This window comes from Neorhizobium tunisiense (genome assembly GCF_039631515.1).
Classification (GTDB): domain Bacteria; phylum Pseudomonadota; class Alphaproteobacteria; order Rhizobiales; family Rhizobiaceae; genus Neorhizobium.
On record NZ_JBDIUU010000008.1, the window covers coordinates 195,713 to 220,442 of the forward strand.

Consider the following 24,730-nt stretch of genomic DNA (forward strand, 5'->3'; position numbering starts at 1 on the left):
CTTAGCGTGGGACCGGGCGCAGTCGCGTTCACCCCTATGCCTTTACGGGCATAGTCAAGCGCTGCGCATTTTGTCATTCCAACCAGGCCCCATTTGATTGATCCGTAAAAGGAATTGCCGGCCCCCGCCCACAATTCCGCCAATCGTTCAGCATCGCGGCGATTTCGTGTTTCATACACAGGAAGGCGCCCTTGAGATTGGTTGCGAATATTCGCTGGAAATCTTCCAGTTCGTGGAGTGGCTTCCATATCCCTTCCGACGCCTGCATTGTTAAACGCGCCGTCAAGACGACCGTTCTTGCCGGACAGCGGAGTGTCTCTTTCCTGAAGCAACCTTCAACGCGCGACCGCATACGCCGCGATAAAAATCGCCATCCTATGACGCCTAGCCTTGTATCAGCCACGATCCATGCCATATGTAGGTACGTACCTACATGGGAGTGCATTACCATGTCTACCCTCACAAGCCGTGAACTCAATCGTGATGTCAGCAGCGCCAAGAAAGCCGCGCAAAATGGACCTGTGATCATCACGGACCGGGGCAGGCCTTCGCACGTGCTGATGACCTATGACGACTTCAAGCGTCTTTCTGGCAAGCGTCGCAGCCTGATCGAAACTCTGTCCATGCCCGGACTTTCGGAGATCGATTTCTCGCCCGAGCGTGTCGAGATTGTTTCGCGCGCCGTGGATCTGTCTTGACCTATCTGCTCGACACCAATGTCGTCTCCGAACTGCGCAAGATCGGCGACGGCAGGGCCGACGCCAATGTGGTCGCGTGGGTCGGACGGGAAGATTCGGTATCCTTTTTTCTCTCGGCGATCACCATCCTGGAACTGGAGCGCAGTATCCTTGGCGTGCAGCGTCGCGATGCCCGGCAAGGCGCACGGTTGCGGACCTGGCTGGACAACCATGTCCGTCCTGAATTTGCCGGCCGGATAATATCCATCGACGATGCCGTCGCGACACGCTGCGCCCATCTACATATCCCCGGCAGGCGCAATGAAGTCGATGCCCTGATTGCTGCGACAGCACTCATTCACGGACTGACGGTTGTCACCCGCAACGTCAAGGACTTCGAGGGGACGGGCGCGATCATCGTCGACCCCTGGCTGGGTTGATTTTACTGCGTGCGCTTGTGAGGTCATATATCTGCTAAAACGGCACCGCCTGTCGCCACGCCATAACGTCCGATAATTGCCTTATCGGACGCATTGCTCTTCAAGTTGAGAATGGCCCAAATCGTCGATCGAGCACCGAAAAATCCCTCGAGAAGAGCTTTGAACCGACTGACACCACGGCGCTGGGGACGATGTATGCAGGCGGCCGATGACGGTCGAAACATCCGCCCTCCCCTATCGCCGATGGGCATACGCCGGCGCTTCACGCCAAACTCGCTAGCCGCGTTCGTGGTTAGATTGAGGCCGCAAACTCTGCCAAGACCCGCAAAGCTTACGCCTCGGACTGGTAATATTTTGCCGCCTGACCGCAACGTCCCCATGGCCGTAAGCAGGCCCGAAACCAAAAATGGCGGACCGAAGCCCGCCATTCCTATCTCGGCAGTACCAACCTCGCTTACTTGGCGTTCGGGTCCTTGATCTTCGGGAAGGTCGCAAATTCGACGTTGTAGAGTTCGCCGTTCACTTCCTTGACTTCGCGCATGTAGATGTCCTGGATGATATCGCGGGTGACCGGATCGATGGTGATCGGGCCGCGCGGGCTGACCCAAGTGGCACCCTTCATGGCTTCGATGAGCTTGGTGCCGTCGGTATCGCCATTGGTCTTCTTCAGGGCCATATAGGCGAGCGTCATGGCGTCATAACCGCCGACGCCCATGAAATTCGGGCGCATGTTGTTAGCGGCCTTCTTTACCTGGGCGACAAAAGCCTTGTTTTCCGGGCTGTCGTGCAGGGCCGAATAGAAATGGCCGGTGATGACACCCTTGGCGACCGCGCCCATGCCGTTCAGCAGGTCGTCGTCGGTAACGTCGCCGGTGGCAATCAGCTTGATGCCGGCGTCGGCCAGGCCGCGGTCGACATACTGCTTCATGAACTGCGCACCGATGCCGGCCGGCACGAAAACGAAGACCGCGTCGGGCTTGGCGTCACGGACGCGCTGCAGGAAGGGGGCGAAATCCGGGTTCGCCAGCGGAACGCGGATCGCCTCGACGATCGTGCCACCGTCTTTCTTGAACTGGTTGGTGAAACCCTGCTCGATATCGATCCCCGGGCCGTAATCGGAGACCAGCGTCACCACCTTCTTCAGGTTGTTCTGCACCGCCCAGGTGGCCACCGGAACGGCGGACTGCGGGCCGCCCATCGAGGTGCGGACGTAATACTGCGACTGCGGCATGATCGCCGAGGTCGTGGCCGAGGTGATGATCGCCGGGATCTTCGCCTGGTTGAGAACCGGCGCCACCGACATGGCGAGAGGCGTCAGACCGAAGCCCATCAGCATCTTGGCGCCGTCATTGACAACGAGTTCCTGGGCGATGCGGCGGGTCTGGTCGGCGACGCCGCCATCGTCGCGCAGCACGACTTCGATCTTCTTGCCGGCGACGGTATCGCCGTTCAGCGCCATATAGGCCTTCACACCCGCCTCGACCTGGCGGCCGGTGGACGCGAATGGGCCGGTCATCGGCAGAATAAGGCCAATCTTGACCGTTTCCTGCGCGGACGCCGGAATGGCAACGAGGCCGCCCATGGCGAGACCGGCCGCAGCCATCAATGTTCTTCTGGTAATCATTCTCTTTCCTCCTCAAAGACGAACTGTTCTCAAAGCTCCTGGTGACGGACCGCATCCTCCTTGCGGCGTCAGGCCCATCACAGCCTGTCGGATATATCGGGGACATCACAACCAACAGTCAACGGGCGTGCTGGCTTGGCGTCCGACTATTTTCCGCTTTCATTTCGCCGGCTGAGCGTGACCACGCATTTCCCGGTCGTTTCCGACAGTTGGGGCGAGGCTTCACAAAAGTGTGTATACATAGCTGCTTCTTACGCCGCGCTTTGCCAAAAACTGCCGCTGAAAGCGACCAACTTCGATCCGGAGATCGAAACCGTAAGAAAACCGAGGTAAAAAGGAATTCCATGCCCAACCAAGAAAACCGCCGGCCTGCCTGCTCCCCCTCCATGCCGTTCTACCAGCAATAGATCTGTATACATTGCCTGTCAATATTAGCCTTTTGGGCTGAGAGACCTATTTACCCGGGCGCAACTTCTCAACCTAGCTATCTTCTCTTTTCTTCGATCAGTCGTTCCAGGGCCTGGACCGCCAGCGGATAACCTGCAGCCCCGAGACCGGCCATCACCGTCGTCGCTGTCATTGAGACGTAGGAGTTGTGATAGATTTGTTCACGGCGATGGATGTTGCTGATGTGAAACTCGATGATCGGGCCCTTGAACATCTTCAATGCATCGAGGAGCGCCAGCGATGTGAAGGTGAAGGCGGCGGGGTTGATGATGATCCCCGCACCCTCGTCGATCGCCTCATGCACCCAGTCGATCAGCTTTTCCTCGCTGTTGGTCTGGCGGAATTCGACCGGGCGTCCGCCCGCCGCCTCGCGGCACCCCGCCTCCACTTCTGCAAGTGTCGTGGTTCCGTAGATCTCCGGCTCGCGTTTCCCGAGCCGATTGAGGTTCGGACCGTTGAGAATATAGATCGGTTTCATAGGCTCACCCCTGATAACCCATTAGGCGCGGAAGCCAGAGGACGACGTCCGGCACGAAAGTGATGATGACGAGGCTGACCACCATCCAGAAAAGGAAGGGTACCGCGTCCTTGATGATGTCCTTCACCGGCACGCCGGAGATGTTCGTCATGATGAAGAGCAGCAGCCCGTAGGGCGGCGTCACAAGGCCGAGCATGATGTTGACGACCACCACGACCCCAAAATGCACCATGTCGATGCCGAGCGCCTGGGCGGTCGGAATGAAGACCGGCACGATGATCAGGAGGATCGCTGTGCCTTCCAGCACGCAGCCGAGCAGAAGCAGCAGGATGTTGACGAGGATGAGAAAGCCGGTGGGTGTCAGGTCCCAGCTGGTCAACAGCACCCGAAGAGCGTCCGGAATATTCTCGATCGTCACGACATAGTTGAAGACCAAAGAGCCGGCGATCAACATGCCGATCGACGCTGTCGACTTGGCGCTGAGCAACAGCGAATCGTAGAAGGCTCCGAAACTGATGCTCCGGTAGATGACCAGCGAGATGACCAGCGCATAGGCAGCCGCGAGCGCGGCGGCTTCGGTCGGGGTCGTAATACCGGAATAGATGCAGCCGAGCAGCACGACCGGCATCATCAACGCCGGGAAGGCCCGCCAGGTGATGCGGGGAATATCCCGTAGCGGCACCGGATCTTCGACCGGGAAATTTCTGCGCCGCGCGGTAATCGCCACCTGCATCATTTGCAGGCCGGCCATCAGCAGGCCAGGCACCATCCCGGCGAGGAAGAGATAGCCGATCGAGGCGTCCGATACGAGCGCGTAGATCACCATCGGGATCGACGGCGGAATGATCGGGCCGATGACGGAAGTGACGGCCGTCAACGCCGCGGCATAGCTTGGCGTATAGCGCCCGTCCCGCGTCATCATGTTCTGCATCATCCGGCCGCTGCCGGCGGCATCGGCGATCGCCGACCCCGACATGCCGGCGAAGATGATGCTCTGCACCACGTTGACCTGCGCCAGCCCGCCACGGAAGCGGCCGACCAGCACGTTGCAGAACGCCAGCAGCCGTTCGGTCATCGAGCCGATATTCATGAACTCCGCGGCCAGCACGAAGAGCGGCACAGAGAGGATGACGTAATTCGAATACATGCCGTTCAGGAACTGCTCGGCCACCGTGCCCATGTCCGCGCCGGCGAGGAGCAGATAGAGGATCGAGCCGCACATCATGGAAAGGCCGATCGGCAGGCCAAGGAAGGCGAGCGCCGTGATGGCGACGATCGCGATCGAAAAGGGGCTTGTGAGGTTCATACGCCCGAGCCCGCCTTGGTGGGATCAAAGGCTTCAGGCGCCTTGCCGCGAACCGCGAGCACCCCGAGCCATATGTAACGCACGATCATCGCGACGGCGAAGACGATGTAGATGGAATAGAGGTAATCGAAGCGGATTTTCAGATAAGCGGTGCTTTCCACCTTCATGAAGGTAACATAGTCAATCACTGCCGGAAGAGAGATGCCGAACATGACGACCAGCGCCATCGCGCATATGGTCTGCATGATCCGCCGCGCCTTATCGCCAGCGCCTGCCCAGAAAAAGTCGAAGCGGATCTCCTCCACTTCCCGCACCACGAACGCAGCGCCGAACAGCACGATCCAGATCCACAACACGACGCTGATCTCGTTGGTCCAGCCGATCGACAGGTTCAGGATGTAACGGAAGATGATCTGCAGAACGAAGGCGACAAACATGCCGAGTAGCATCAGCGCCAGGAGATTTTCGGCGCGGCGCCGCAGCCAGCCGCCGGCAGCGATAAGTTTCGAATTCATTTACCCCCTCCCCCGGAGGTTCAGCCACCAGGCCGGGCGTTTCGCCGCTCCGGCCCGCCGCTGCATTTGTGAGGAGCCCGCCCTTGGGCGGACTATTTCAGATGGCTGCGACCTTTTCGAGGACGCCTTTCGGCCAAGACTTGGCAAGATCGGAGGCCAGGTATTTCTCCTGGGCAAATTTGCGGAAGGCGGCGATGTCCGGCTCGTAAATATTGAGGCCGGCTTTCTTGAATTCGTCGACCAGCGTCTTCTCCTGCGCAAGGTGCTGGTCCTCGCTCCACTTCATCGCCTTGTCGGCAGCAGCCTGGAAGGCCTTCTGCTGATCGGCGCTCATGCCCTTCCAGATCTTGCTGGAAATGGTGAGCAGGTCGTAGCCGATGAGGTGCGAGGTCATGACGATCTGCGACATGACTTCATAGAACTTCATGTTCTTGACGTTCGGCAGCGGATTGTCCTGGCCGTCGATCGCGCCGGTCTGCAGACCGGTATAGACTTCGGCATAAGCCATCGGCGTGGGGTTGGCCCCGAGCGCGGCGCCGAGGAACTGCCATGCATCGCCACCCGGCATGCGCAGCTTGATACCCGCCATGTCTGCGGGCGTGGTAATCTTCTTGTTTGGCTTCAAACCGATCTGCCGGGCACCGAAATAGGTCGGACCAAGAATATGAACGCCGAGTTTCTCGTCGGCCATCTTCTTGAATTCGGCGCCGACCTCGCTCTGGAAGAACTTGGTCACATGCTGCGCATCGCGGAACAGATAGGCAGAGGTGAGCACCGACCATTCCGGGATCTGGTTGGATATATCCTGCGGAGCGATATTGCCCATCTGCAGATTGCCGCGCTGGATGGCGACGAGTTCGGTGCCCTGCTTGAAGAGGTTGCCGCCGTAATAAGGCTCCAGCTTGTACGAGCCGGCAATCGCCTCGGCGAACATCTTGGTCATCTGGGCGCGAATATCCTGCTCGGAAAATACCGCGGAAAATTTCAGGACCGGCTTGTCCTGTGCCAGCGCCGGCACAGACAGGGCGGCAGTTGCCAATGTGGCGCCGAGAAAGTGTCGGCGGGTCAGATCGAATGTCATGGGCTGGTTCCTCCTCCTCACGGCGCGCCGCTTACCTGCGACGAAGCCTCCCTTGTGCAGGCCATTCCTCCCGAGAACGTTGCACCTCTATATTGTACGAAATAGTTCGTATAAGTCAATTCCGCCTTTGCCTGACTTTTCGAGGTTTCAGACATGAAACAGAAAACAGCATACTAACAGAACTATATCCTATATTTTCCTTTTCATCAGCTATATACGATCAGCTCAAAGGGGGAAACATGCTGAAATCGGAAAAAGAGGCAGCCCAGACGATCGGCGAGACCGTATTCCGGCGGATACGCCAGGATATCATTTCCGGCGCACTGCCCCCCGGTTCCAAAATCAGGCTGGAGCAGACCAAGGAGCGCTATTCGGTCAGCGTCTCGACGCTCAGGGAAATATTGAGCCGGCTCACGACAGAGAACCTCGTTATCGCCGAAGGGCAGCGTGGGTTCGAGGTGAGCCCTGCGTCCCGGCAGGAACTCCTGGAACTGGCGGATCTTCGCATCCTGCTTGAAAGCCATGCGATCGGCCTCTCCTTCGCAACGGGAGATCTCGACTGGGAAGCGCGGATCGTCGCGGCACATCACAAGCTTTCGGCGATCGAGCGCCAGCTTCTCGAGGGCGATGCCTCACGCACGGTCGATTGGGTACGTTACGATTGGGAATTTCATCAGGCGCTCGTCTCGGCCTGCAATTCCCAAACGCTGATGGCGACGCTCTCGTCCGTCTTCGACCGCTTCCTGCGCTACCATCTGCTGGCCGAAAGTTTTCGCGGCAAGCCGGTGGTGGACGACCACCGGCGGCTTTTCGAGCTTGCCATGAAACGCGATGTCGAAGGGGCGCAGGACATACTGACGCGGCATGTCCGCAACGGCACCGAACATGTTTTGAAAAGCGGCCGTATCCGGTGATTTGGCCGCAAATCAGCATCAGATCCTGGTGAGACGTTCGGCCAAGACGAGACGACTTCCCCGAGGCCCAGCAATTGATGATCCGGGGCCGGCAGGCGACCGTAGCGGATCAGATGGCAAAACTGTTGGAGAGGCGGTCCAGATCTTCCGAGATCGCAGCCGCGGCCGACTGCAGGATCGGGGCGTAGCGTTCGCAAGCCTCCCGTTCCGAGCCGAAGGCCGACGTGAAGTAGGTCAGTCCTATGCTCGCCAGGACCCGCCCGCCCTGGCCGATGATGGGAACGCCGATGGTGTTGGAGTTCTTTGGCTCTACAAGCGACGACCGGGTGGCATAGCCGTCTCGATGAACCTTGCCGATAACCCGCTTCAGTTCGGCTGGATGATGGCTGAGCGCGTTCTCCGGATCATCCGACCTCTTCAGCACGTCGATGATCAGGTCGAATTCATCCTTGTCGAGGAAGGCCAGGTAAGCCAGCCCCAGTCCGCGCGTAAGCAGACAGAGGCGCTTGTTGACCGTACTGTGAAACGGCGAAATAAAGCTGTCCGGCACCGTGCTGAAGCGCACCACCATCCCGTCGTAGTCGGGCAGGGCAATCGCTATCGGCCATTTGTGCTTGCGGGTCATTGCGATGGCCCAGGCGCGCCCTGCTTCCACGACCAGCGGTCCCTTGTGAAAGCCGGAACTCAGGGACGTCACCAGCCCGCTGACCTGATAGCCTCCCTGCCGTGTATCGTTTTCCACATATCCGGCTTCCTCCAGCGTGCGCAGGATGCGAACGAGAGTAGGTTTCGGAAGCTTTGTCCGGGCATGCAGTTGGGCAATTGTATTGATTGGGTGAAGGTTCAGCTCTTGCAGAACGTTCATCGCGCGTTCGATTGCTCGAATGCCCATGGATCCTCCTCCCGTAGAATCTAGATGGCTGTTTCGACTAGCGAAATGCCGGGGATGATAGGTTGTCGCGATCTGGAGTCAAGCTTTAGGGAGGTTCAAGACGTAAGTAGGAGATTGCCATGGCTTCGGCAGACGATGTGAACCGCAATAGACAGGAAGTCAGAAGGCTTATCGCCGGTATTGACGATGAATTGGCCAGCACTTTGCTGCGTGGCGCAGTTGATCTTCACGTTCACTCCGGTCCGTCCACGATGCCCCGGCAGCTCGACCACATGGAGGCCGCCGAGGAGGCGGCGGCGGCGGGTATGCGGGGACTTCTGTTCAAGGACCATCACTATTCGGTGGCGCCAGTCATCCCGATGATGGAGCGGCTGTTCGGAGACCGCGGCCTGTCGATGTTCAGCGGCCTCGTGCTCAACAATTCGACGGGCGGATTGAACCCGTTCGTCGTCGACGCCCAGCTGAAAATGGGCGCGAAGCTGATCTGGATGCCGACCGCACAGGCAGCCAATCACATCCGCAGCGCGCATCGCAAGACCCGGCTTGCTTCAAATGTCCAGCTTAGACATTCGCCTGCGCTGACGCCTGTCGATGCCTATGGGAACATTTTGGACGAGGTAAAGCAGATCCTCGACATGATCGCGGAATTCGACGCCATCCTGTCCTCCGGACATCTGCATGTCTGGGAAATCTGGAAGCTCTTCGAGGAAGCGCGTGCCCGGGGCGTCAAGCGTCTGCTCGTCAACCATCCGATGTATGGCCTCCATTTCACCCCTGACGACGTTCGCGAACTGGCTCAACTGGGCGCCCTCATCGAACAGTCCGCCGGCCTGTACGTCGATTCCCGCTTCAACACCTATGCGCCGGAGGAATTCAAAGAACACATTCTTGCTGCAGGCGTTGCGCATTCCTCGATCGGCTCGGATCTCGGACAGGTCGACAATCCCACGCCGGTGGAAGGCATGCGCCAGGCCATCAAGCTCTGCCTGGCATTGGGATTCAGCGAAACGGACGTGCGGACCATGGTTGCAGATAATCCGGCCAAGCTGGTCGGATTGGCGACGTGACCATTCCGTTTCGCTGACCTCGCCACATGCAAGTCATCGAGATCGAACGTCCAGGCGGGCCTGAAGTTCTCCGGATCGTTGAACGACCGCGGCCGCGGCCGCAGGCCGGAGACGTGCTGATCCGTGTCGTCGCAGCCGGGGTCAATCGGCCGGATGTCCAGCAGCGGCGCGGTCTCTATCCGCCGCCGCCGGGCGCCTCGCAAATTCCCGGTCTCGACGTTGCCGGTATCATCGACGAGGTCGGCGAAGGCGTTGACGGGCTTCGGGTGGGAAGCCTGGTCTGCGCGCTCGTCAACGGCGGCGGGTATGCGGAGTTCTGCGTGGCGCCGGCCGTGCAATGCATGCCGATCCCGAAGGGCCTGAGCTTTATCGAGGCTGCTTCGCTTCCGGAAGTCTTCTTTACGGCCTGGAACAACCTGATCTGGCTTGCGCGTTTGGCATATGGGGAGACCCTGCTGATCCAGGGCGGAACCAGCGGGGTCGGAATGGCCGGCATCCAGATCGCCAGACATCTTCGAGACGCGACCGTCTTTGCGACCGCCGGCACCGCCGAGAAGCGGGCGGTCTGCAAGATCGTTGGCGCGCAAGCCGCGGTCGACTACCGCGATACCTGGGATGAACACATCCGCGACCTGACCGGCGGCGAAGGGGTCGATGTCATCCTGGACGGGCAAGCCGGAGATGAGACGCAGCGCCAGCTGGACCTCCTGAAAGACGACGGCCGGCTCGTCTTCATCGCCAGCCATCAAGGCAGCACGGCGCAGGTGAATATCCGTACGCTGGTTCGCCGGCGACTGACGATCACCGGATCGACGCTCAGGCCAAGGCCATCCTCCTACAAGGGGCGGCTCGCGAAAGACTTGGTCGACCACGTTTGGCCACTGATCGAGGACGGCCGCATTGTCACCCGCATCCATCAGGTCGTCCCGTTCGGGCAAGTGCAGGAGGCTCATCGCATCCTGGACGAAAACCGCCAGATCGGCAAAGTTGTCCTTGCCGTCGATCCGGCGGTTGCTCACACCGTTCCATAGCCGCCGTCGACACCTGATACCCGTTGCCGGCGGCCGGCCGATCGTTCGTCAGGACTGCGGCATCGGGTAATCTTCTGCGTTGAGGACCCAGCCCGGCTTTTGCGAAAAATCCATCCGCGGTGGCGCGAAGATATCCACCAGTTGATTGATCCCGGCGGATTCAGCGGTTGTCGTGTGGATCGAGGGCGGCGGGATGACACAGATCGACGGCGATTCGCAGTAGAGATGTTCATCCTCCCGCCAGATGTTCATGTTCGTGGTCCAGGGCCAGCGCAGATGGTGCGTAAAGGAACCGCTTAACGCCAGCGAGCACTGCTCGAAATCGTCGTGATGGTGCGGGGACACCTTGTCCCGCTCGCGAGGACCGACGCGCGGCGATAGGTAGTTGATCATGAACGTCGTGCAACGGTAGATGCGCCCGAACCGGGACGGATCGTCCGGAACCTCCAGCGTGTACCACTTCAACTTCAGCCCGCCGGGCGGCTCCGGCCAGGCTTCGAAGGGCGGGACATTGGGATGCACCCCGAGGAAGGCATCCGCGTTCGAGGCGATGCTGGCGAGGTCCTCGGACTTTGGTGTAAAAAGGCGCACGATGCAGCCGCCCGTGGATACCCGGATCGAGCTGTCGCCCGGCGGCACGAAGGCGATGGAATATCCCGGAACGATAGTGGTTCCCTCTGCGGTCGTGACTTCGACCGACGTCTCCTTGTCGGGAATAATCAAGGCATATTCATCGGGCTGCGACCGCCGTGAGAAGAGGCCGCCCTCTTTCGCGTTGCTGTATGCAACGACAAAGTTCTGTCCACGGCTGATCCATGTGTCGCCGTTGGCATCGGCGATCTGGGGCACGGTTTCGTAGAACAGGGCAAGCTGCGAGCCGAAATAGCTGTTGTGCACTTTTGTGCCGCCAGGTTTTGCAGCATTGGACAGATTGGATCGTGGATCACTCTGAACGTACATTGGCATCTCCGCTTGTCTGCCAGAACTGCTGGCTGTCGTCGAAATCGTCTGGCTTGCGCCAGGGAACCGAATTGTTTTGAGGCAGGGCTGCGCCGCGCGTTCCCGGGAAACCGGCCGAGCGGCATGGGCCGCCGGCAGGATTTAGCGTGGCATGGGAAGCTGCTTCTTGAGCCCCAGAATTTCTCGCGCTTCGCCGGCGGTCGCGATTGTGCCTCCCAGCTCCCTTAAAATGCGCACGGCCTTCTCGACGAGCACGGTGTTGCTCGCGGCAAGGACACCTTTTTCCAGATAGATGTTATCTTCCAGGCCGACCCGAACGTGGCCGCCAAGCAGCCAGGCCTGCGCCAGCATCGGAAACTCCCAGCGCCCCACGCCAAAGGCTGCCCAATGAGCCCCCGCCGGCAGAAGCGACTTCATGTACATCAGCGTTTCCGGCGTGGCGATTGCCCCGTAACGCACTCCGAGCACGATCTGAAACAGTGCGGGCTCCGCCAGCCTCCCCTCCTGAAGGAACTGGTTGGCGAGCTGTATGTCTCCCGTATCGAATACCTCGATCTCCGGCAGTACGCCCGCATTCCGGATGATGTCCGCCATGACTGCGAGATTGCGGGGCGTATTGATGACGACGGAAGAGCCGGAATACATCGTGTTGAAATCGAGACTGCAGATCTCGGGCCGCAGGTGAGCGATATGTTCGACCCGCTGCTCCGGTCGCATCAGGGTGGTCCCGGGCGCGGCGATGCGCGGTTCGTCTTCGCTGGGAACGAACCGTCCTCCGGGGCCCGTCGTGAGGTTGATGATGACGTCCTCGTCCGCTGCCCGCAGGCGCTCGACAACCTCGCGATAGTGCTGCAACTCCATGCTGGGCCTGCCGTCCGGATGCCTCACATGGATATGAACGATCGCAGCGCCCGCCCGCGCAGCATCGATGCAGGCCGCGGCGATCTGCTCCGGAGTGACCGGCAGATAGGGAGTCTGATCGACTGTCGTGATATTGCCTGTGACGGCGCAGCTTATGATGGTTGGATTGGGCAAATTCTGTGTTCCCCGTGAGCGTCATGTGCGAATGATCGGCACTGTCCTGAGAGACATTGGCTCGCATCCGAAGCCACGGATCACAATCGTTATCGCCGCCCGTTTCGCGAGAAGAAACGCCAGCCGGGTGGGAATGTTTCGCAGGGAGAAACGAGGCCGCAATTGCCTTCGCTCCCGGCAATAAAATGGCTAGGGATCGGCAACGAAAGGTAGCCAGATGACAGAACAGCGTCCCGTTTTTACCGCATTCCGTGAACGACTGCTGACACGCCAACGGATGCTCGGCACATTCCTCAAGCTTCCCACGACGCAGGTGGTCGAGATATTGGGAGCGATCGGTTATGACTTCGTGGTGATCGACCAAGAGCATGCCGCGCTCGGCCGCGACATAACCGACCTGATGATCTTTGCCGCTCGTGCATCAAATATCGCGCCCGTCGTGCGCATCGCCGAATTCAGCGAAGCAAACATCCTGTCGGCGCTCGATTCGGGGGCGATGGGGATCATGGTCCCGCATGTGAGTACGGTCGAAAAGGCCCAGGCCATTGCACGCAGCTGCCGATATACGGGAGGCAGCCGAGGTTTTGCCGGGCTGACGCGCGCCAGCAACTGGGGAAGTATTGACGCGGTGCATCATATGTCGCTGCAGGACAGCCGGGTCGCCTGTATCGCCATGATCGAAGATTTCGAAGCCGTTGACCGGACGGGGGATATCGCCAGGGTAGACGGCATAGACGCTTTATTCATCGGCAGGGGAGATCTGACGGCAGCATACCGAGGCGATCCGCAGGCCGGCGCCAAGGTGGCGGAAACAAGCAGGCGGATCGCGGCGGCGGCACGGCAGGCCGACATTCCGCTCATGATGTTGCCGACCAGCAAGGCCGACTTCGATTTTGCGGCCGAACTCGGCGCGCGCGCGATGCTGGTGTCGAGCGACCATGGCTTCATCCGGTCGGCCGCTGCCGCCGCTCTCCAGGAATACTCCGCTTAAATTTATTCTCGGCAGGTCTTTTCGGGAGGAAAAATGCCACTGATTGAAGTTCCGGAACTGGCAGTTCCAAAAGTTGCGCTCGTTACCGGTGGAAACAGCGGGATCGGGCGCGCCATCGCCGCGCGGCTCGCCGAGATGGGCACGACCATCGTCGTCGGCTACCACAGCCGCCGGGAGATGGCCGATGACGTCGTCAAGAGCCTTCACGGCAGCGGCCACAGCGCCCTGCGCATCGCGATCGACGATCCGGCATCCGTCGCGGAGGCAGCCGTCGAATTCGGTAAAAAATTCGGTGGTCTCGATGCCCTGGTCAATTGCGGGGGTGCGACAACCCCGGTCGCGGCCAATGACCTCGACGCACTCACCGACGACATATTCGATCGCGCGATAGCGATAAACCTCAGAGGCCCGTTCGCGATGGTTCGTGCGTTTCGACCGATGCTGGAGCAAGGCAACAACGCGGCCGTCGTCAATATCTCCTCTATTGCCGCCCGGACCGGTGTGGGAAGCAGCCTGGCCTATATTGCGGCGAAGGGCGGATTGGATGCGCTCACAATTGCGCTTGCCAAGGTGCTGGCGCCCAAAGTTCGCGTTTTCTCCGTTTCGCCCGCCGGGGTGGATACGGATTTTGTTCCTCACCGAACCCGGGATCAGCTGCAGAAAGTCGCGGAGCGCCTTCCTCTTGCCAGGATCACCGCTCCCGACGATGTCGCGCGGGCAGTGACCGCCTGCATCGTCAACCTCACCAGTTCGACGGGAATCGTCATACCGGTCGACGAAGGCCGCCATCTCTAGCCGCTGAGGCCGCAGATATCCGAGAGGCGGCGGCGCCCTCGGCCGCGGCCTTCTCGCTGCTTCCGCATCATCGGCCGATCGTCTGGCGAAACAGATTGCCTGTGACATTGCCAGCGCGAGCCGGCTTTGTATTGTGAATGACTGCGACGCGGTGAAAGGTATTGGTTCGGCTGTTGAACAGAAAAATCAGTAGGCATTATCGCAAGTTGCATGAACAATTTTGAGAATGGGAGCCTCGGATGAAGCTGAGCCAAGACGTTTTACTGGGACTCTTTTTCGTTGTTTTCGGTGTCGTGTCCGTTTCAATTGCGATGAGTTACCCATTCGGCACATCAGGTCGGATGGGACCCGGATACTTTCCCGTCATCATTTCAAGTTTGCTGGTGTTGACGGGCCTGCTCGTCCTCTTTCGCGCGCAGTTGGTCCAACCGGAAATGCTGCCCGCCATTCGATGGAAGCCGCTCTTGTTGGTCCCCGGCGCGGTCGTGGTTTTCGGGCTGGCGGTCGAGACACTCGGGTTGCCGCTGGCCATTCTCCTGCTGACGATCTTAAGCGCGACGACGAGCATCAAATTTCACATCGGATGGAAGGCCGTCGCAGGGTCTCTCGCCTTTGCCGCGCTCTGCTCCGTCATCTTCATCGAACTCCTCGGCCTGCCCATCCCCATCGTGGGAAACTGGCTGCGGGTTCTCGGTTTCTAACCGCTTTGCAGGATTGACATGGACATTTTCAATGGACTTCTCCTGGGGTTTTCGACGGCAACGACGCTGTCCAATTTCGCCTATTGTTTTGCGGGAGTGCTTCTTGGCACCGCGGTCGGTGTCCTGCCCGGCCTCGGGCCGATCGCGACGATCTCCATGCTCCTGCCGTTCACGTTCGGGCTGCCGGTCGACACAGCACTGATCATGCTGGCGGGCATCTTTTACGGATCGCAGTATGGAGGCTCGACGACTGCGATCCTGATGAACCTTCCAGGAGAGGCTTCCTCCGTCGTCACCACGCTCGACGGGCACCAGATGGCAAAGCAGGGCAAAGCCGGTCGCGCGCTGGCGGCGGCCGCAATCGGCAGCTTCTTCGCCGGCACGGTGGGAACGCTTTTCATCGTGATAGCAGCGCCACTGCTGGCAAGCCTTGCCCTGACCTTCGGGCCCGCGGAATATTTCTCGCTTATCGTGCTCGGCCTCATTACGTCCATGGTGCTGACCAGCGGATCGCTGCTGACGGCCTTCGGCATGGCGCTGTTCGGCATCATCCTCGGGATGATCGGGACCGACATCAATTCGGGGGCCGCGCGGTTCACGTTCGGCTCGCCCTACCTGCTCGACGGGCTGGACTTCGTCGTCGTCGCCACCGGCATATTCGGCCTGGGCGACGTCCTCATCAACCTCGAAAACGAGCGTCTACGGGTGGTCGGGGTCGCGCCCGTCAGCAGCCTGTTCCCGACGGCCGAGGACTGGCGCCGGATGACTGGGCCGATCCTGCGCGGCACCGGCATCGGGGTCCTGCTCGGAGTATTGCCCGGCGCCGGCGTCCTGCTTGCGTCCTTCTCGGCATATGCTCTGGAGAAGAAGATTTCGAAGCGTCCCGAGGAATTCGGCAAGGGTGCGATCGAGGGGGTAGCGGCGCCTGAGGCGGCAAACAACGCCGCTGCGCAAACCTGCTTCATACCGATGCTGACGCTCGGCCTGCCGGGAACCGCCACCATGGCCCTGATGATTGGAGCGCTGGTCGTGCAGGGTGTCCAGCCGGGGCCGGAAATCCTGTCCCAGCAGCCTGCCCTGTTCTGGGGCCTGGTCGTCTCGATGTGGATTGGCAACCTGATGTTGCTTTTCCTGAACCTGCCGCTCGTGGGCATGTGGGCAAAGCTGATTTCGGTGCCCTACCATTTTCTGTTCCCAATGATCTGCGTGTTCATGGCAATCGGCGTTTACAGCATCAACAACAGCGTTTTCGACGTGTACATGATGGCGCTGTTCGGCGTGCTTGGATATTTCTTCAAGAGGATGGGAGCAGAGCCCGCGCCGCTCATCCTGGCCATGATCCTTGGTCCCATGGCGGAAGAATATCTGCGCCGGACGCTACTGATCTCTCACGGAGATGCAAGCGTCTTCTTCACAAGCCCCCTCAGTCTCGGAACATTGGTCGTCGCCGCCCTGCTACTCCTTTCGATCGTGTCGCCGCGCTTTCGCAAAGTGCGCGAGGAAGGGCTGCAGGAGGTCGACTGATCGGTACAGCACGGATCCATACGCACCAACTTCCAGGAGAAGCTTATGCAACAGGACGACGGCACGCGCCTAAGGGCCCTGCTAGACCGCGAAGAACTCTTCGATCTCGTGCGCCGCGAACGCTTCGCCCGTGACCAGCGTCGTTTTGAGGTGATGAGCGCATGCTTCCACCGCGACGCCTATGTCCGAACAAGCTGGTACGAGGGACGCGGCGGTCAGGCCTATGTGGACGCTACGCGCGAATGGATGAAGGCGACCGGCAACAGCAAACACTGGGTCTTTCCCGCCTTTGCGCAAGTGACGGGGGACCGGGCAACGGTGGAAAGCCCAGCGATGATCTTCAACCGCGCAAGGCCTGAGGGCGTCGAAATCGACCTTCACGTCTTCTGCCGGTTCTTCTCCCGCGCGGTGCGGGAGGGCGGGGCGTGGAGGCTCCTCACGTTCGAGGTCCTGTTCGAAAGGGATATCGTCAAGCCCGTCAACCCGTCGGAGGTACTTCCCATCGACTGGTCCGTCCTGTCGACGATGCGGCCTTCCTACAAATTCCTGGCTTATATCCAGCACACTCGCGGGGTGGCGGTAAAGCCCGATCTGCTGGGCGACGATCAGCCGGACCAACTGAGCGCTTTTCACGAAGGCGAGGAACGCTGGCTTGCCGGCAAGGACTGACGGCCATCCGGGCTTGCGATTGAACGGACCATTCCAAGCAGCGGAATGGTCTCAGTCAGAGGTTCGCGGACACAATGCGGCGCGATAGTGTTGCGCCTATGGAGCTCGATTCAACGGGTGGGAGGAGACGTATAATGAAAAGGCGGGAATTTATCGTATTGGGCGGGACAGCTGCCATGCTGGCGTCCAGGGGAATTGCGCTGGCCGACAGTTGGCCGAGCAAATCGGTCGTGGTCATCTCGGCCTATCCCCCGGGTGGCACCAGTGACATTATTGCCCGGCTGGTCGCCGACGCATTGACGGCCAAATACGGCCAGCAATTCGTCATCGAGAACCACGCTGGCGCAGCCGGGGCCTTGGCCGGCGGCAGGCTCGCGCGCGCAGCAGCCGACGGCTACACGATCATGATCAGCGGCAGTGCGCCGATTGCGGCCAACAAGGTGGTGCAAAAGAACCTTGCATACGATCCGCAGGTGGACTTCACGCCGATCTCGATTGTTGCTGAAAGCCCGGCGCTGCTCAGTGCAAGCGCTTCGGCTCCGGCGAAATCGGTCCAGGAACTCATCGCCTATGCAAGAGCAAACCCTGGAAAGGTGAATATCGGAAATCCGGGCGCGGGGACCAAGGGGCACATAGCCGCTGCCATCATCGGCCAGATGGCCGGCGTGCAGATCAATCATATTCCTTACAAAGGTTCCCCGCCGCTGCTGGCCGACCTGCTGGGCGGACACATCCACTTCGCGCTCGATGCCCCGTCCAACTATCTTCCCCATATCCGCGAGGCAAAAATCCGCGGGCTTGCGGTGACCTCGGCGAAGCGAATTCCGGAGCTGCCAGAGGTGCAGAGCGTCGCAGAACAGGGCCTCAACGGATACGAACAGACCCTGTGGTTCGGCGCTGTCGGTCCAAAGGGATTGCCCAAGGAGATCGTAGCCAAGATCCATACCGCCATCAAGGAGTGGAGCGATACCCCAGCGGCACAGAAGAAATTTGCATCGCTTGGACTGACCCCCGTCGTCAATTCGCCTGACGAAATGGCCAGCTCGATCGAACGCGAGATCCGCTCGATCGAGCCGCTGGTCAAGGCCGGGCTTGTCGAGCCGACCTGAGCTGATCGTCGCAGGCGCAGGAAGGCTTATCGGCGTCGCGGCCGCAATCACTTGGCCGCGACACCTCTCGGCGGGACTTGGAGATGTTGGCACAAGGATGGAATTGAACTGGATGAACGAATGCCTCACTCTCAATGTCAATGGGCAGGTGCATGAGCTGGACGTGCCTTCGACGGCTCCGCTTCTGGACGTGCTGCGCAATCACCTGGGGCTGAAGGGCAGCCGGTACGGCTGCGGCTTGGAGCAATGCGGCGCCTGCATGGTTCTGATCGACGGCGTTGCCGCCTATTCCTGCAGCCGGGAGATCGGTACGCTTTCCGGCCGCACGATCACGACGGTCGAGGGCTTGGGCTCGGCGGATGCATTGCACCCGCTGCAGCAGGCATTCCTCGACGAGCAGGCGGGACAATGCGGTTATTGCCTATCGGGCATTCTCATCGCGGCAAAGGCTTTCCTCGATCGCAATCCCGACCCGACGCGGGCCGAAATCGCCGCCGCGCTCGACGCAAATCTTTGCCGCTGCGGCTCGCACCCCCGCATCTTGCGTGCCGTGCTCAAGGCGGCAGCCGACATGCGTGAGAAGGTGGCCTGATGCCCATGCTTACCTTCAGCCTGAAGGACAATCCCCGGCTCGACCGCTGGCTTCGCTTCGAGGACGACCACACGGTGCGGATCGGCACCGGCAAGGTGGAACTCGGCCAGGGCGTGCTGACGGCGCTTGCGCAGATCGCTGCGGAGGAACTGGATCTTCGGATTGATCAGGTGCGGATGATGTCCGGTAACAGCGTCGAGGGTCCAGGCGAAGGTTATACCGCCTCCAGCTGGTCCATCGAGCATTCCGGTGCCGCGATCCGGCTCGTGGCGGCGGAAGTCCGTGCCCTTGCCTTGGCGCGAGCAGCGCTGCGTTTGAACGCCGCTCCCGACGAACTGACGGTCGCAGACGGCGCCTTCTTGAAAAACGGTTCGCCGAGCGGCATCGACTATTGGAGCATTGCTGGCGAACTCGACCTTTCCGCCGAGGCCACGGGCACGGTTCCGCCCAAACCGCTAAGCGCTCACCGTCTCGTCGGCCGATCTGTCCCACGGCTGGATCTGCCGGCCAAGCTCACCGGGTCCGGCTTCATCCAGGACATGATGCTTCCCGGAATGCTGCACGCGCGGACACTGCGCCAGCCCGGGCCTGGCGCCATGCTTCTGCAACTGGATGAGGAGATGATCCGGCGCAGAGCGGGAGGCGACATTCGCATCGTTCGCCTTGATAACTTCGTGGCGTTCGCCGGCGCCGACGAGACCGCGGTCCGCGCTGCGGCCGTCGCCGCAACGGAGCGCGCCATCTGGGACAATGCCCTCAGTCTCGCTCCCGAACAGGCGACGCCTGACTGGGTCGCCTCCCAGCCGTCGGACGATCGTCTGATGGGCGATCCTCCACCGGAGCCGGCGATGGACCGCGTCTGCGCGCGCTTCACCCGCCCGTTCCTTTCGCACGGCTCCATCGCGCCATCCTGCGCGGTTGCGCTCTACCGCGATGGTGTCCTTACCGTCTGGTCCCATGCGCAAGGCATGCATCCGCTGCGGGAGAATATCGCAAGGACGGTCGGATTTTCTCTCGACGCGGTTGCCTGCCATCATGTCCAGGGAGCCGGCTGTTATGGCCACAACGGTGCCGACGACGCCGCCCTGGACGCTGCCCTCGTGGCACTTGCGCTACCCGACCAGCCGATCCGCCTTATGTGGCGGCGCGAAGAGGAATTCGGCTATGAGCCGCTCTCCTCCGCCATGACCGTCACCGTCCATGCGGGACTGGACGGGGCCGGCCAGCCCGTCGACTGGACCACGGAAATCTGGAGCGCCACCCATGGCCAGCGGCCTGGCGTCGGCGGCGCCAGTCTGCTCGCCGCCCACGCCATGAAGACGCCGCCACCTGACCGCAAGCCCTTCGACATTCCGCTCGAGCGCGGCGGCGGCGCTGCCCGCAACGGCATTCCTCTTTACGACATCGGCCCGAAGCGGATCGAATTGCATCTGATCCACGACGTGCCGGTAAGGACCTCGTCATTGCGTGGCCTCGGAGCGACGCTGAACGTCTTCGCCATCGAAGGCCTGTTAGATGATCTGGCCGGGCGCGCAGGTGAAGATCCGGTTGCATACCGGCTGGCCATCCTTTCCGACCCTCGCGCCCGTCGCGTCCTTGAGAAAGCGGCCGCGATGGCGAACTGGTCATCCCGTGATGCCGGGGGCGCTGGAAGCGGGCTGGGCATCGGCCTCGCCCGCTACAAGAATTCTTCGGCCTATGCGGCGGTCGCCGCCGCCGTCGAGGTGGACGAGGCAGTGCGGGTCACGAATATCTGGTGCGCCGTCGATGCCGGGCTCGCCATCAATCCCGACGGTATTCTCAACCAGATCGAAGGCAATATCGTCCAGGCCATCAGCTGGGCGCTGATCGAGGAGGTCCGCTTCGGCCCGCAGGGTATCGCGACGCTCGACTGGGAAAGTTATCCGGTCATCCGCTTTTCGGAAATACCAGAGATTCGCGTCGAGCTTGTCGAGGCAAATGAATATCCGCCGATCGGCGTCGGTGAATGCGCAGGTGGCCCAACGGCAGCCGCCATCGGCAATGCGGTCGCCCATGCGCTGGGTACGCGCATCCACGATATGCCGATGACCCGCGATCGGATCATGAAGGCCCTGATGGCATGACGAGACGGCGAGCACGGCTGAGTTCGGATGGGACATCGACTCTTGGATCGCGCGTCCGGGAAAGCTTCTGCTCGCATCGAATAGGAAGGATAGTTGAGAATGACGGATCAATCTGCAGCTGCGGGGGGAATATCGAACCCGACAGGCGAATTGACATTGTTTTACAGTCCCGGATCCTGTGCGCTGGCATCGCACATCGCCCTCGAGGAGACCGGCAGGCCGTTTAGGCCGGTGAAGACGCTGCTCTCGGAAAACCAGCATCTCACTCCGGAATACCTCGCAATCAATCCCCGTGGCAGGGTGCCGGCACTCATCGCGCCGGATGGCAGGGTGATCACCGAGAACACCGCCATATTGACGTTTATTGCCCTGACCAGTCCTCACGCCGGCTTGTTCCCGGCCGACACCCTCGGCCAGACACTCTGCATCTCCCAGATGGCCTGGTTCTCGAATACACCTCATATCTTCCAGAGAGCGAAATTCAGGCCATATAGGTTCGTCGAAAGAAAAGACGTTTATGACGACGTTCGCAGCAAGGCAGTGTCTTCCTATTGGGAGAGCATGCAGGAGATAGACGGGCTGATCGCCGGCAACGAGTGGATCATGGGCGACCGGTACACGGTGGTGGATCCCTACGCCCTCGTCTTTTACGGTTGGGGAAGGAGCAACGGACTGCCCATGGACAGCTTGAAGAGTTTCACGCGGCATCAGAACCAGATGCTCGAGCGGACGGCCGTGAGGGCGGTGCTGGAGCGGGAGGATAATCCCCACTTCAAGTGAGGGGGATTTCCGTTTCAAGCCACATCAGCCCGCATTAATCTTCGCGCGATGAAAATGAAAGAAAGAACTGGTCGGCAAGCTTTTTCGATGTCGCCTGCACCAATCTGCCGCCCAGTGCTGCAATCTTTCCGCCGATGTCCACATTGGCACTATAGGTCAGGATGGTGGCCTCACCATCCTGACCAAGCCTGACAACGCAGTCTCCCTTGGCGTAACCGGCGATGCCGCCGTTTCCCTTGCCGATGATGCGGCAGCTCTCCGGCGCCTCGATATCGATGATCTCGACGGTGGCCGCAAAGGTTGCGGAAACCGGGCCTATCTTGAGCACGACCTTCGCGTCGAAACTGTTCTCGGCCGTCTGCGTCAGTTCCTTGCAGCCCGGAATGCAACGGCGCAGGACATCGGGGTCGAAGAGCCTTGCCCACACGTTGTCACGTGGCTCTTCCAGCCGGTACTCTCCAGTGATTTCCATAGAAATATCGCTCTTCGTCGCGTAACCGACGAAGCCCTGTGTTCGATGATGATCGGATCGGTGGATTGCGGCTCAGACCGCGCAGTATCGCTCCTGAATGTCCTTGTCGGCCAGAAGAGTTGCGGCATCGCTGCGATAGACGATCTCGCCCTGGTCGACGATAACCGCCCGGTCGGCAAGGTTCAGCGCCCATTCGACATTCTGCTCGACGAGGAGCAGCGTCGTCCCCTCTTCCCGCAGCCGCCTGAACAGTGCGCCCATCTCCTCGACGAGCACCGGCATGATGCCTTCCGACGGCTCGTCGAGCAGGATCATCTTCGGGCGGGCGATCATGGCGCGGGCTATCGCCAGCATCTGCTGCTCGCCGCCCGACATCGTGACACCTTCCTGATGCAGGCGCTCCTTCAAACGCGGGAAACTGCGGGCGATCTCATCGATCGCGGCCGCCTCGTCGATCCGATTGCGGTCGGCGACGAGCCCCAGCTGCAGGTTTTCCAGCACCGTCAGCCCACGCACGATACGACGTTCCTCCGGAACATAGGCGAGGCCGCGGACATAGCGGTCGTGCGCTTTTAGCCGGGATATGTCTTCGCCGTCGAAGCGGATGGCGCCGGTGGTGCGCGGCATGAGCCCCATGATCGAACGGATGATACTCGTCTTGCCCGCTCCGTTGCGGCCGACAAGCGCGACGATCTCGCCCGGTTCCACCGCGAACGATACCCCGTGAAGCACATGGCTCGCGCCATACCAGCCGTTCAGGCCTTCGATTTCAAGCATAGCCATCATTTTGTCCCAGGTAGACGCGGCGAACCTCGGGGTTCGCCTGGATTTCCTTCGGTGATCCATCGGCCAGCAGCTGGCCATGGTGAAGTACGAGCACGCGGTCGCTGAGGCCGAGGATCATCTTCATCTTGTGCTCGACGAGCAGGATCGTGCGTTGGGCCGCCAGCTTCTCTATCAGAGCGACCATCTCGCGCGTCTCTTCCGGCCCCATCCCGGCGGTCGGCTCATCAAGCAGAAGAAGCGCCGGATCCGCCACCAGGGCGATAGCGATCTCCAGCGCACGCTGTTGTCCGTGCGCCAGGAACTTAGCCGGCGTCGCTGCCCGCGCCGACAACCCGACAGATGCGAGCATAGCCGACGCACTGTCCAGGCTATCCCGGTCGGCACTGCGGTCCGCCCAGATGTTCATGCGGGACCGGAAAGCCTGTGCCGCGACACGGACGTTCTCAAGGACGGAAAGGTTGGGGAAGATGTTGGTGATCTGGTAGGAGCGGGCGATGCCACGATGCACATAGTCGTGCTGCGGCACGCCCGCCATATCCGCGCCGCGAAACCGAAGCGTTCCGCTCGAGGGCTTCAGGGCACCGGACAGGATGTTGAAGAACGTGCTCTTGCCGGCACCGTTCGGCCCGATGATGGCGGTGATCTGGCCTTCCCGGAAATCGGCCGTCACATCCTTCAACGCGACCAGTCCGCCGAACTGCTTGCCGATATTGGTGACGCTCATGATGGGTGCGCTCATCGGCTTTTCCCCCAGGATATCAAGGTGCCCCAGATGCCCTTCGGCAGATAGAGGACAAAGAGGATGAAGATCACGCCGACAATGAGCTGCCAGTTGGATGTCCAGAGCGAGAAGATGTCTTCCATCGAAAGAAACGCCAGCGCCCCGATGAAGGGACCGAAGAAGCTGCCGGCGCCGCCGAGCAGCGTCATCATCACGATCAGGCCGGACGTATGGTAGTGGAGCGAGTCCAGAGGCACGATCGAAAGATGCATCGCCGACAGCGTGCCCGCGAGCCCACAGAGAATGCCGGAAAGGATGAAGGACAACAGCTTGGTTCGCTCGACATCATAGCCGCAGGCGCGCGCCCGCGTCTCGTTTTCGCGGATCGCCTCGATCACCGCGCCGAAAGGCGAATTCAATACCCTCGACACGAACCAGAGTGCCGCCGCGACCACGATCATGATCGCGTAATATTTCACCAAAGGATCGAGGAAATTTACCGAAAAGCCGGGAAGATGCAAGGCGCTGACCGTAAAGCCGCGCAGACCGTTTTCGCCGCCGGTCCACGAGGAGGCTTGCAGCGCCGCATAGTAGACGAGCTGTGCCAGCGCGAGCGTCACCATCGAGAAGTAGATGCCACGTGTGCGGATGGCGAGCACGCCCATGACGGTGGCAAGCAGGCCCGAAACCAGCACGCCGATCAGCATCGCGATGAACCAGTGGACCCCGAAAGCGCCGATCGCGATACCCGTCGCATAGGCTCCGGCCCCGAAGAAGGCCGCATGACCGAAGGAAAGCAGGCCGGTGTAGCCAAAGAGCAGGTTGTAGCCGACGGCGACGAGGCCGTAGATCAACACGTTGACGGCCAGCGCCTGCGAGGGCAGCACCCAAGGCAGGATGCAGAGCGCCAGGATTGAAAGCGGCACCCGCCAGCGGCTGACGTTGGAAAACAGTGTCGCGAAGCTGCGTCGGGCGGGCGCTGGGACAAGTTCCGCATTTCTGATGACGGACATGGCGA

Annotated in this window: 26 protein-coding genes and 1 pseudogene; 14 read left to right on the forward strand and 13 right to left on the reverse strand. The window is 60.7% G+C overall.

What is annotated here, in order from left to right:
- Nucleotides 1–14: 14 nt before the first annotated feature.
- Nucleotides 15–248 (reverse strand): annotated as a pseudogene (locus ABCW43_RS28870) (hypothetical protein); the annotation flags it as partial.
- A 201-nt stretch (nucleotides 249–449) separates the two neighbouring features.
- Here ABCW43_RS28870 and ABCW43_RS22385 point away from each other — a divergent pair.
- Nucleotides 450–698 carry a type II toxin-antitoxin system Phd/YefM family antitoxin gene (locus ABCW43_RS22385; RefSeq protein ID WP_445738988.1) on the forward strand — a complete coding sequence of 83 codons (249 nt, stop codon included), beginning with the start codon at nucleotides 450–452 and terminating at the stop codon, nucleotides 696–698.
- Nucleotides 695–1,117 (forward strand): type II toxin-antitoxin system VapC family toxin, encoded by a 423-nt coding sequence (locus ABCW43_RS22390; RefSeq protein ID WP_345928538.1) that lies wholly within the window; start codon nucleotides 695–697, stop codon nucleotides 1,115–1,117. Before ABCW43_RS22385 ends, ABCW43_RS22390 begins: the two co-directional genes overlap by 4 nt.
- Before the next feature lie 454 nt (nucleotides 1,118–1,571).
- On the opposite strand, the gene ABCW43_RS22395 is transcribed toward ABCW43_RS22390, so the two are convergent.
- The 5 genes from ABCW43_RS22395 to dctP all read right to left on the reverse strand — a co-directional run bounded on the left by ABCW43_RS22395 (nucleotide 1,572) and on the right by dctP (nucleotide 6,568).
- Nucleotides 1,572–2,741, reverse strand: a complete 1,170-nt coding sequence (locus ABCW43_RS22395; RefSeq protein WP_345928539.1) for an ABC transporter substrate-binding protein — start codon at nucleotides 2,739–2,741, stop codon at nucleotides 1,572–1,574.
- 484 nt (nucleotides 2,742–3,225) lie between these two features.
- Nucleotides 3,226–3,666, reverse strand: coding sequence for a type II 3-dehydroquinate dehydratase (locus ABCW43_RS22400; RefSeq protein ID WP_345928540.1), 441 nt, complete (start codon nucleotides 3,664–3,666; stop codon nucleotides 3,226–3,228).
- Nucleotides 3,667–3,670: 4 nt separating this feature from the next.
- A complete protein-coding gene (locus ABCW43_RS22405) occupies nucleotides 3,671–4,972 on the reverse strand; it encodes a TRAP transporter large permease (protein ID WP_345928542.1) in 1,302 nt (433 codons plus the stop codon).
- Complete coding sequence (locus tag ABCW43_RS22410) at nucleotides 4,969–5,487, reverse strand: TRAP transporter small permease (protein WP_345928544.1); 519 nt, start codon at nucleotides 5,485–5,487, stop codon at nucleotides 4,969–4,971. The genes ABCW43_RS22405 and ABCW43_RS22410 overlap by 4 nt, the downstream gene beginning before the upstream one ends.
- A gap of 97 nt (nucleotides 5,488–5,584) precedes the next feature.
- Nucleotides 5,585–6,568 carry a TRAP transporter substrate-binding protein DctP gene (dctP, locus tag ABCW43_RS22415; RefSeq protein ID WP_345928546.1) on the reverse strand — a complete coding sequence of 328 codons (984 nt, stop codon included), beginning with the start codon at nucleotides 6,566–6,568 and terminating at the stop codon, nucleotides 5,585–5,587.
- Between the two features lie 239 nt (nucleotides 6,569–6,807).
- On the opposite strand from dctP, the gene ABCW43_RS22420 reads away from it, so the two are divergent.
- A complete protein-coding gene (locus ABCW43_RS22420) occupies nucleotides 6,808–7,482 on the forward strand; it encodes a GntR family transcriptional regulator (protein ID WP_445738989.1) in 675 nt (224 codons plus the stop codon).
- Between the two features lie 109 nt (nucleotides 7,483–7,591).
- On the opposite strand, the gene ABCW43_RS22425 is transcribed toward ABCW43_RS22420, so the two are convergent.
- Complete coding sequence (locus tag ABCW43_RS22425) at nucleotides 7,592–8,374, reverse strand: helix-turn-helix domain-containing protein (RefSeq protein ID WP_345928548.1); 783 nt, start codon at nucleotides 8,372–8,374, stop codon at nucleotides 7,592–7,594.
- A 119-nt stretch (nucleotides 8,375–8,493) separates the two neighbouring features.
- Here ABCW43_RS22425 and ABCW43_RS22430 point away from each other — a divergent pair, with 119 nt between their 5' ends.
- Together ABCW43_RS22430 and ABCW43_RS22435 are read left to right on the forward strand one after the other, a co-directional pair.
- On the forward strand, nucleotides 8,494–9,441 hold the full coding sequence (locus tag ABCW43_RS22430; protein WP_345928550.1) for a DUF6282 family protein: 948 nt from the start codon (nucleotides 8,494–8,496) through the stop codon (nucleotides 9,439–9,441).
- A 26-nt stretch (nucleotides 9,442–9,467) separates the two neighbouring features.
- Nucleotides 9,468–10,472, forward strand: a complete 1,005-nt coding sequence (locus tag ABCW43_RS22435) for an NAD(P)H-quinone oxidoreductase (protein WP_345928552.1) — start codon at nucleotides 9,468–9,470, stop codon at nucleotides 10,470–10,472.
- Nucleotides 10,473–10,520: 48 nt separating this feature from the next.
- Here the strand turns inward: ABCW43_RS22435 and ABCW43_RS22440 are convergent, their stop codons facing one another.
- Both ABCW43_RS22440 and ABCW43_RS22445 read right to left on the reverse strand, forming a co-directional pair.
- Nucleotides 10,521–11,432: a cupin domain-containing protein gene (locus ABCW43_RS22440; protein WP_345928554.1), complete on the reverse strand. Its 912-nt coding sequence runs from the start codon at nucleotides 11,430–11,432 to the stop codon at nucleotides 10,521–10,523.
- Between the two features lie 141 nt (nucleotides 11,433–11,573).
- Nucleotides 11,574–12,467 (reverse strand): beta-keto acid cleavage family enzyme, encoded by an 894-nt coding sequence (locus ABCW43_RS22445; RefSeq protein ID WP_345928556.1) that lies wholly within the window; start codon nucleotides 12,465–12,467, stop codon nucleotides 11,574–11,576.
- A 217-nt stretch (nucleotides 12,468–12,684) separates the two neighbouring features.
- Here ABCW43_RS22445 and ABCW43_RS22450 point away from each other — a divergent pair, with 217 nt between their 5' ends.
- The 9 genes from ABCW43_RS22450 to ABCW43_RS22490 all read left to right on the forward strand — a co-directional run bounded on the left by ABCW43_RS22450 (nucleotide 12,685) and on the right by ABCW43_RS22490 (nucleotide 21,733).
- Entirely contained in the window at nucleotides 12,685–13,458 is a 774-nt protein-coding gene (locus ABCW43_RS22450) for an HpcH/HpaI aldolase family protein (protein WP_345928558.1), read from the forward strand.
- Nucleotides 13,459–13,491: 33 nt separating this feature from the next.
- The gene (locus ABCW43_RS22455; protein WP_345928560.1) at nucleotides 13,492–14,253 is read left to right on the forward strand and encodes an SDR family NAD(P)-dependent oxidoreductase; all 762 of its coding nucleotides are present in this window, start codon (nucleotides 13,492–13,494) and stop codon (nucleotides 14,251–14,253) included.
- A gap of 239 nt (nucleotides 14,254–14,492) precedes the next feature.
- Nucleotides 14,493–14,954 (forward strand): tripartite tricarboxylate transporter TctB family protein, encoded by a 462-nt coding sequence (locus ABCW43_RS22460; protein WP_345928562.1) that lies wholly within the window; start codon nucleotides 14,493–14,495, stop codon nucleotides 14,952–14,954.
- An 18-nt stretch (nucleotides 14,955–14,972) separates the two neighbouring features.
- Nucleotides 14,973–16,478, forward strand: coding sequence for a tripartite tricarboxylate transporter permease (locus ABCW43_RS22465; RefSeq protein WP_345928564.1), 1,506 nt, complete (start codon nucleotides 14,973–14,975; stop codon nucleotides 16,476–16,478).
- Nucleotides 16,479–16,523: 45 nt separating this feature from the next.
- Nucleotides 16,524–17,147 (forward strand): nuclear transport factor 2 family protein, encoded by a 624-nt coding sequence (locus ABCW43_RS22470; RefSeq protein WP_345928566.1) that lies wholly within the window; start codon nucleotides 16,524–16,526, stop codon nucleotides 17,145–17,147.
- A gap of 230 nt (nucleotides 17,148–17,377) precedes the next feature.
- Nucleotides 17,378–18,256 carry a Bug family tripartite tricarboxylate transporter substrate binding protein gene (locus ABCW43_RS22475; protein WP_345928568.1) on the forward strand — a complete coding sequence of 293 codons (879 nt, stop codon included), beginning with the start codon at nucleotides 17,378–17,380 and terminating at the stop codon, nucleotides 18,254–18,256.
- Nucleotides 18,257–18,368: 112 nt separating this feature from the next.
- Nucleotides 18,369–18,848, forward strand: coding sequence for a (2Fe-2S)-binding protein (locus ABCW43_RS22480; protein WP_105421052.1), 480 nt, complete (start codon nucleotides 18,369–18,371; stop codon nucleotides 18,846–18,848).
- The gene (locus ABCW43_RS22485) at nucleotides 18,848–20,953 is read left to right on the forward strand and encodes a molybdopterin cofactor-binding domain-containing protein (protein WP_345928571.1); all 2,106 of its coding nucleotides are present in this window, start codon (nucleotides 18,848–18,850) and stop codon (nucleotides 20,951–20,953) included. The genes ABCW43_RS22480 and ABCW43_RS22485 overlap by 1 nt, the downstream gene beginning before the upstream one ends.
- A 99-nt stretch (nucleotides 20,954–21,052) precedes the next feature.
- Nucleotides 21,053–21,733 (forward strand): glutathione S-transferase family protein, encoded by a 681-nt coding sequence (locus tag ABCW43_RS22490; RefSeq protein ID WP_345928573.1) that lies wholly within the window; start codon nucleotides 21,053–21,055, stop codon nucleotides 21,731–21,733.
- 34 nt (nucleotides 21,734–21,767) lie between these two features.
- On the opposite strand, the gene ABCW43_RS22495 is transcribed toward ABCW43_RS22490, so the two are convergent.
- The 4 genes from ABCW43_RS22495 to ABCW43_RS22510 all read right to left on the reverse strand — a co-directional run bounded on the left by ABCW43_RS22495 (nucleotide 21,768) and on the right by ABCW43_RS22510 (nucleotide 24,725).
- The gene (locus ABCW43_RS22495) at nucleotides 21,768–22,205 is read right to left on the reverse strand and encodes an SRPBCC family protein (RefSeq protein ID WP_345928575.1); all 438 of its coding nucleotides are present in this window, start codon (nucleotides 22,203–22,205) and stop codon (nucleotides 21,768–21,770) included.
- A 72-nt stretch (nucleotides 22,206–22,277) separates the two neighbouring features.
- The gene (locus tag ABCW43_RS22500) at nucleotides 22,278–22,982 is read right to left on the reverse strand and encodes an ABC transporter ATP-binding protein (RefSeq protein WP_345928764.1); all 705 of its coding nucleotides are present in this window, start codon (nucleotides 22,980–22,982) and stop codon (nucleotides 22,278–22,280) included.
- Nucleotides 22,975–23,730, reverse strand: a complete 756-nt coding sequence (locus ABCW43_RS22505) for an ABC transporter ATP-binding protein (protein WP_345928577.1) — start codon at nucleotides 23,728–23,730, stop codon at nucleotides 22,975–22,977. The genes ABCW43_RS22500 and ABCW43_RS22505 overlap by 8 nt, the downstream gene beginning before the upstream one ends.
- Nucleotides 23,727–24,725, reverse strand: coding sequence for a branched-chain amino acid ABC transporter permease (locus ABCW43_RS22510; protein ID WP_345928579.1), 999 nt, complete (start codon nucleotides 24,723–24,725; stop codon nucleotides 23,727–23,729). The genes ABCW43_RS22505 and ABCW43_RS22510 overlap by 4 nt, the downstream gene beginning before the upstream one ends.
- Nucleotides 24,726–24,730: the final 5 nt, after the last annotated feature.